4 protein-coding genes are annotated in these 3956 nt (G+C 59.3%); 2 read left to right on the forward strand and 2 right to left on the reverse strand.

The genetic code is table 11. From position 1 onward, the window contains the following. Nucleotides 1-43 precede the first annotated feature (43 nt). Nucleotides 44-295, reverse strand: coding sequence for a hypothetical protein (locus AB0C35_RS45825; protein ID WP_358470934.1), 252 nt, complete (start codon nucleotides 293-295; stop codon nucleotides 44-46). A gap of 456 nt (nucleotides 296-751) precedes the next feature. Between AB0C35_RS45825 and AB0C35_RS45830 the strand changes: the two genes are divergently transcribed. Both AB0C35_RS45830 and AB0C35_RS45835 read left to right on the forward strand, forming a co-directional pair. Continuing rightward, entirely contained in the window at nucleotides 752-1813 is a 1062-nt protein-coding gene (locus tag AB0C35_RS45830) for a DUF262 domain-containing protein (RefSeq protein WP_358470937.1), read from the forward strand. After that, nucleotides 1800-2531 carry an MAE_28990/MAE_18760 family HEPN-like nuclease gene (locus AB0C35_RS45835; protein ID WP_358470940.1) on the forward strand — a complete coding sequence of 244 codons (732 nt, stop codon included), beginning with the start codon at nucleotides 1800-1802 and terminating at the stop codon, nucleotides 2529-2531. Before AB0C35_RS45830 ends, AB0C35_RS45835 begins: the two co-directional genes overlap by 14 nt. 264 nt (nucleotides 2532-2795) lie before the next feature. Here the strand turns inward: AB0C35_RS45835 and AB0C35_RS45840 are convergent, their stop codons facing one another. Further along, nucleotides 2796-3890, reverse strand: a complete 1095-nt coding sequence (locus AB0C35_RS45840) for a hypothetical protein (RefSeq protein ID WP_358470943.1) — start codon at nucleotides 3888-3890, stop codon at nucleotides 2796-2798. Nucleotides 3891-3956 lie beyond the last annotated feature (66 nt).

A 3956-nucleotide genomic window follows, 5' to 3' on the forward strand; every position in this document is an offset into this window, starting at 1 on the left:
GTCATCGTCACTCTGCTCAGTACCCGTTCTCGCCCTGTTCACATCAGTTAGGGAACTTCATCCCCTCGTGTCCCACCTGAGCCTGACACAGAGGGAGTGTCGCGGTGATGACCTCCGCAGCGGCCAACCATCCAGTGACGTCATCGTCGTTCTTGTGATCGTTCAACGGCACTGTGTCGAGTTCCAGCATCCTGTTGTCGTAGGCGGTGAGCGTCAGAGTAAGTGTCAGACCCTTGTTGCGAGGGGTGGGCTCGACGTTCATGGTCTCGCGGATCCGCTTCAGGCTGGCTGGCACTAGAACCTCCGATAGTTGCTTAGCTACTGGTGTCAACATAGAGGCAACTGATTACAAGCAAGATCAGGACCGTCCAGGGGCGTCCCCACGGGTCTCCTGACCAGCGGGGCAACCTTCCGCCCGTCCACACCCGTCCAAGGCCATCCGACCCCGTTGTTAGCAAGCGCGTTAGCACCCACACCCGTCCCGGAGGGTGCGCCCGCGCGAACGGCGAGACGGTGTGACAGACAGCTTCGCGCGGGCGTACCCTCCGGCCCGCGGGGGGCTGGGGGTCGCGAGACCCCTCGCTTCACGCACGATTGGCTTGAGGGCCGGTGACCTGACCTTCTTGACGTGAGCACCAGCGACCATGCGGGTAACCAGTCTGTCGCTGACGTGCACCATGCACGTTGGTCGAATCACCGTCGTTGCCGCTAAAGCCTGCAGTATCAGTGCACACGCACTACACTGCGGGCTATGTCTGGTGGCGCAACTCTAGAAAACCTGGAAGAACAACTCCGCGGCGAGCGTGGAAAAGTTGACGTAGCAGTACACAATTTTTCCGTCCGTGAACTCGTAAGAATGATCGTCGACGAAGAACTCAACGCGACTCCGAACTATCAGCGCAAGTTCCGCTGGGAGGAGGAGGACGAAGCCCTATTTATTGAGTCAGTCTTCCTGGGACTCCCCATTCCCCCTCTCTTTGTAGCCACCAACGTGGGGTTCCAGTGGGAAGTAGTAGACGGCCTTCAGCGTCTCTCCACCCTGGCGCACTTCGTCGCAAAAGATGGGGAAGATGCCCGATTTATCGGCAGGAAGCGACCGCTTCGTTTGGCCAGCCTAGAGAAGTTGACCGAACTAAATGGCTACACATTTTCGGAGCTACCCAAGAACCTGCAGGTCTATTTCGGGCGCCAACCACTCCAAGTCATCTCTCTCACAGATAAGAGTGACCGACAGGTTCGGTTCGATGTATTCGAGCGTCTGAACCGTGGAGGAATCCAGCTTACCGCACAAGAAGTTCGTGCCTGTGTCTACACGGGCGACTTCAACGACTTCATCGAAGAGCTATCTGCTGACTCTCGGCTGAAGACTCTGGTGAAACTGCAACGCAGTCACGAGAACGACGGAACTAGGGCGGAGCAAGTTCTCAAGTTCTTCGCATACAAGAATAACAGGGAAGCCTTTGATGGAAAAGTGGAGCGCTTTCTCAACAAATATATGGAAATTGCAGACACGGCTTTTGACTTTAAGGCCGAACGTGCGCTCTTCGACCAGGCTTTGGAAACTCTCTATACTGTATGTGACGGCAAGCCCCTCTTGCGAAAGCAGACAAAGGTAACACCGTTGGTGCAGTTCGAAGCGTGCCTGGTGGCGGCTGGAGACCTGGCAGCCGAGGGCAGCGAAGTCGGCGACGTCGACTCGGAGTGGCTTGAAGACCGCGAACTTCGGGCTTCCAGCGGAGCGGGATCAAATACCAAGGCTATGCTACGCCGTCGCCTCCAGCGGGCTAAGGATTTGCTTCGTGGCGATACATGATGCACTAACTCTTGAAGTGCAGGCTCAGGGGGAACGTCTTTTACGTCGTTGTGATGACTTGAAGAAGTTCCTTGCCCTCGTCAGACTCTCCCCAGATTCTAAACAGAGCACGCGCTGGGAATCCGAAGCCAGAGATGCTAGGGCTTTAGCCGTTGTATGCACCATGGCCGAACTCGAGGCATTCACGAAGTTTTTGATTCAAGAGACGCATAGGGAGTTGAACGATTCTGGCCTGACTGTAAGTAGTCTCCGCGCCAGTCTTCGCCAACTCGCTGCTCACACAACATTTGAAAGTCTGCGCGACCTTTCTGACCATTCGAAACTATGGGAACGTAGGAAGTATGCAACAACCCTCGAGTTGTGCAGAGATCCGATAGACCTCCCCCTTGAGCGGAAGCATGCTCAGCCGCCGCTCGATGGAAGAACATTGCGACCCGAACACTTCAATCGAATTTGGGAGATTTACGGGCTTTCGGGTGAGGCATTTCCTGTGGCAGCCTGGAGTGCTTCACTGCAAAAATTGGCGCTTTTCAGAAATGATGTTGCACATGGAAATATTTCCTACATGGAGGTTTTTCAACAAGCGGGTCGTTCTGTATCGGACGTAGAACGTTACGTAAATGACATTAATGAGTTCGTCATTTACCTGGCCACTTCATGGGTTGACTATCTAGAGGCGCAAGACTATTTGACCTTTCGAATCTCAACGAAGAATTGACCTGGCAGGTTTAAGCTCTTAGGTTGGCCCCGATGAACTTCACCTGTGACGCTTTGCTCTAATCTATCCATTGCGCTATTCGCTGTCCCAAGTAGCGTTTCTTGCGGGCGGGCGGGCGGGCGACGCGGTGCGGCGGGACCGGACGGGACAGGCCGCATGCCCGGCGCGCCGGGGCGGGCGGCCGCCGGCGGCGCGTAGCGGCGCCCTTGAAGACGTGAAGAAAGTCCTCATCCAGCGGGCGGGGTACCCGACTGACCTGGGGTTTTAGGTGTCTTGGCCGCCGATAGTCGGGCCTTCGGGCCAGAGGGCTGTGAGGTCGGTTGGGGTGAGTGGGTCTCGGTAGGCGGCCTGGAGGACGGTCGTCTTGGTTGCCTGGTCGGTGTCGGCGAGGTTGGCGAACCAGTCGAGTCCGGCGGGGTAGGCCCACAGGTAGGAACGCAGTTGCGGGTTGGCTCCTCGGTCGGTGAGGAGGTCGGCTATGGCTGCTTCCTTGATCCAGGGCATGCGGAATCGGGCGTGGTCGGCCAGTTCGGTGATGGTGGCGTCCTGGTTGAGGGCTACGTGCAGTTCGGCGCGGACGAGTTGGTTGTAGTGGTCGAATCTGGTGCGGGTGACCAGTAGCTCGTCGTCGGGGGCGACGTACAGGGGGAGCGCTTGGGCCAGTCCTTCGAGGAGGACTTGTTGCGGGGCGTGTACCGACATCAGGCGTACCCAGGGGACGTCTTCGGTGGCTGCTCGGGCTGACCAGCTCGCGCCTTGCAGGCCGTGGCCGAGGACCTCGTGTAGGGCGAATTGGCGGGCGGCGACCTTGGTGAAGCTGGCGCGGCGGAGGTTGAGGCGGAGTCGGACCTTGTCGCCGGCGCCGTCCAGCCAGTACGCCCAGTAGGCGTCTACCTCGGTGGTTTCGATGGTGAGGTTGAACGGGGCTTGGCTGCCGGTGATCTGGCGGACGGGGGTCTCGTAGTCGGCGGCGGCCTGGCGGATGGCGTCGGGGGCCTCGTCGGTCTCGATGGGGCCTTCGACGGCGTTGAGATCGCGAACGGTGTCGGGTCCCCACTGGATGCCCAGGGCTGCGAGTGCCTGGCGGGCCTGGTCGCCGCGGTGGGTGATGTAGCCGTCCTGCCATCCGGCGGCGGCGCATCCTTGGGTTGCCTGGACGTAGTCGTTCAGGGGCGGGTGTTCACCAAGGAGGGCGCCGAGGTAGGCCATGTCGGCGGTGAGACGCGTGGTGAGGCAGTCGGCTCCGGCCTCGGCGGCGCGGGTCCGTAGGTCGGTGAGGTGCTGGTGGACGGCGAGACGGCTGGCGGCTGGCTCGGTGGGCGTGGTGGTGGCCCTCTGTGTCAGGCTCAGGTGGGACACGAGGGGATGAAGTTCCCTAACTGATGTGAACAGGGCGAGAACGGGTACTGAGCAGAGTGACGATGA

This window comes from Spirillospora sp. NPDC048819, assembly GCF_040650055.1.
GTDB lineage: Bacteria > Actinomycetota > Actinomycetes > Streptosporangiales > Streptosporangiaceae > Spirillospora.